Genomic DNA, 2,973 nt, shown 5'->3' with positions numbered 1-2,973 from the left:
CGATTCGCTGGGGGACCTGACGCCGGTCGAATACCGGCAGTTACACACCCCGGAAACCTCTAGTTATGCGTGGACCTAATTGGGGGAAGTCGACATGGGGGCGTGCCAGGAGTTCGTGTCAGGGCGGACAGGCGAGATCCCGGATAACCGCTTGGCGGTTTCCGGGATGACCATCGGGTGTGCGGCGTTCGAAGATGGCGGGTTGGGCCGAAGGGCCCCCCGCGCCGTTGCCAGTGCGTTTCGCGGGGCTCAACGGTCCCTCGGGAGGTGCTCGTCCACAGGATGGCGATGAGCAAAGCCAATCGCATCAGGGGGACCTCGCGAGCAGGGTCGACGCGGGTCTTGAGGGAGCGGTGAACGGTGACGTTTGAACCTGCCGGTGCGGTATCGGGTCTCGCTGAGGGTCTGCTAAACCCGACGTTAGACCCCGTCGGTGTGGCGGTTCGGCCCGACGGGATGTCGCAGGCCTGACTCGTCTTCGTGGTGGAGGGGGAGTGGATTTGCGTCGCCGCCCATCGCTCCACAGGCGTGCTCTTACCTCCTGCGGGTATCTGCACGTACCGCAAGACTACTGGTCCGAGGTGAGCCCCGGTGGAAACCCAGTCTATTTCGGCTGCGCGATACGGAAGGAGGTTTCGAGGATATGCGTGCTGGCCTTGATGAAAATGCGGTGTTCCCCGGGCTGGCTTACCTGTAGCGGGGCTGCATGCACAATGTAAATGGCTTCCTCGGTTTCAGGTGGGGCCTGAAGCGGGTTTGCCGAGATGGGCCGCGCCTCGTGTCCGTCGGGTGAGCGGAAGACGAAATCCGCCTTGGTGGTTGGTGTTACCCCAGAGAAGCGAAAACAAAAGGCGAGTTGGCTAATGATCGTGGGCAGTTGGTGCACTGTGACCACCGAGCCGGGATAGACTCCCATGAACGAGTATCGGCCGTCCGCTTCGAGGCGTACGTCGTCGCAGATCAGGAGGTCGCCGAGGCGCGGGGTTTTGGGGTTGGCGGGCATGGTGGCATTTGTTACCGATTGTCGGTCAGAGTACCAGCGGCTCGGTGGTGAATGAGCGCGAGGGCAGGGTCTGACCGGTGGATGTGTACAGCATGTCCGCGAAAGCATCCGCGTACTGATGAACCGCAGTGAGTGCGGGCGACCACGGGCGCTTGAAGGTTTGGGCATCCATGATCGAATAGCACGGATTGAGTTCAAAGATGAACGGTCGTCCGTCTGCTTCGCGGGCATAGTCAACGATCGCATAATCCAGGCCCGTTCGTGCCTTGGCCTGGAGCAGCTCCCCTGCCTCCTCCGGTTCTTGGTCAAGGAAGGTGTTGTTCTCTTCGCGATGTTGCTTCTCACGGGCCATGTCACGCGAGTCCGCGTGGATGTTCCAGTGAGGGGAGGAAATGACGTGTCGGGGTATGGCCTTATTACCTACCAGCACGCAGCGGTACTTTCGGTAGAAACCATCCGGGTCGACAAAATCATGGAATTCGGCAGCGATGGTTCTGCGGCCAAACGTCTTGGGCGAGAGGTCGAGCGCGGCTGAACGGTCGCGGACGTACTGCATGGTCGAACCCAGGTGTGCAAGTTCGTCGCGTACTATCACGGGAAACTCCAGGTCGGGTGCGTCGACCAGCTCCGCGGCGTTTCGCACATAACGAACCCGTGCGGTCCTGAAACCCGACTCCAGCAGCAGTCGGGACAGCGGAATGCGTTCGCATTTGTCTAGCGCGGCAGGGCGGTTAATAAACGGCTTTCCTTGATCGTTCGCTGCCCGTTCCAGCCGGGTCATGCGCTCGCGCTGAAATGAGCTGTTGCACGCGGCGTTCAGTATCACGTCGGCATCGCTGACGCTGGATATCGCGAGATCTTCGATGCGCCGACAGTCCAACCGTATGGCGTGATTCCGCCACAAATAATTGAAAAGGTAGTCGTGGATGGTCGCGCCGTGTTCCTGAAACACCGCGATCACGCGAAGCCTGGGAAGCTGCCTGATCATTGTGGGTGATGTGTTGGCAAGGCAACCAGGGTGCGCAAGCTCCAGGCCACCTCAAGCTGCTCGCTGGAGTTGATGCCCAGGTATGCCTCTACTGCCTCGAGAATTTGAGAGTCTTCCAGGCCCTGCAGGTCGAACAGGGTCCGGAAAAAGAAGGCGAGCTGTTGTGCGTCCGCAAAGACCCAGGGGCACGAGACGCGCTGGTCCAGATGTACCGACCACCCGGAGGCAGCGAGCTCGTCTAGTGTCAGGTTAGACAGGTAAAGCCCTTCGTGTCCCGTGCTGTTGTGGGCACCGACGAAGTCATCGAGAAAACGAGCAACAGCAGAGTCTTCGTCTACGTCACTGAGCACGAACCTTCCGTCCTCGCGTGTGACGCGCCGGCATTCGTCAAAGAAGCCCTGTTTGCACTCCAGGTGGTGAACACCCGCAAGGCTGACAACGGCATCGATGGACTGGTCCTTCCAGGGGAGTGGAAGGAGTTCTGGCCCATGTTCTGGTTTGTCCCGGTCTACGTGAGGGGCCGGGCCAAAGGTGTCGCACGGTTCGTGTGCCCAATATGTCGTACTTGCCGGCAGGTAGCGACCGAGATAGCCGCCTCCGGCGGGAACATCGGCGACCATATCGTTGGGACGCGGCCGCAAGTGACGGACCACTTGAGCGAATTCGCGGTCCCGCGCATTCGGTACCAGCTTCATCGCCTGGTGGTAACGATTCCCTCTTTGCTGGAAGAGACTTTCATAGTCTTCCATGCGACTCATCCCTGTTCATCCGTCTTGTGTTCCTGCGGGCGTTGGAGCAATACCGCTGCGTAACCAACTCCATCGTGCGGTGGCTGTGTGCTGCCTGCAACCGGTATACAAAAAAGGGGCGGTACCGCTGCCGGTACCGCCCCACTGCTGTCCCACTTACGCGGCCCTCAGCCGCAGTGGCATCTGGGGATCGGGTGGATCGTGTTTCCGACCGCGGAGGAGATCGGCCAAGG

3 protein-coding genes are annotated in these 2,973 nt (G+C 60.4%); all 3 read right to left on the bottom strand.

All coding sequences use genetic code 11. The annotated features are described in order from the left end of the window. Positions 1-604: 604 nt before the first annotated feature. The 3 genes from D573_RS0113710 to D573_RS0113700 are packed head-to-tail and all read right to left on the bottom strand — an operon-like array spanning position 605 to position 2,740. Positions 605-1,003 (bottom strand): hypothetical protein, encoded by a 399-nt coding sequence (locus tag D573_RS0113710; protein ID WP_018939150.1) that lies wholly within the window; start codon positions 1,001-1,003, stop codon positions 605-607. A 25-nt stretch (positions 1,004-1,028) separates the two neighbouring features. Further along, on the bottom strand, positions 1,029-1,964 hold the full coding sequence (locus D573_RS0113705) for a RimK family alpha-L-glutamate ligase (protein WP_018939151.1): 936 nt from the start codon (positions 1,962-1,964) through the stop codon (positions 1,029-1,031). Positions 1,965-1,987: 23 nt separating this feature from the next. Then, positions 1,988-2,740: a class I SAM-dependent methyltransferase gene (locus tag D573_RS0113700; RefSeq protein ID WP_231367882.1), complete on the bottom strand. Its 753-nt coding sequence runs from the start codon at positions 2,738-2,740 to the stop codon at positions 1,988-1,990. Between the last annotated feature and the right edge of the window lie 233 nt (positions 2,741-2,973).

The sequence above is a fragment of the Thioalkalivibrio sp. AKL9 genome (assembly GCF_000377825.1).
Taxonomy (GTDB): domain Bacteria; phylum Pseudomonadota; class Gammaproteobacteria; order Ectothiorhodospirales; family Ectothiorhodospiraceae; genus Thioalkalivibrio; species Thioalkalivibrio versutus.
Note: the sequence above shows the minus strand (reverse complement) of the source record. Positions and strands in the feature narration are given on the sequence as shown.

Coding starts and splice junctions, on each gene's coding strand:
- D573_RS0113710 (WP_018939150.1), bottom strand. CDS start 1,003: ATGCCCGCCAACCCCAAAACCCCGCGCCTCGGCGACCTCCTGATCTGC.
- D573_RS0113700 (WP_231367882.1), bottom strand. CDS start 2,740: ATGGAAGACTATGAAAGTCTCTTCCAGCAAAGAGGGAATCGTTACCAC.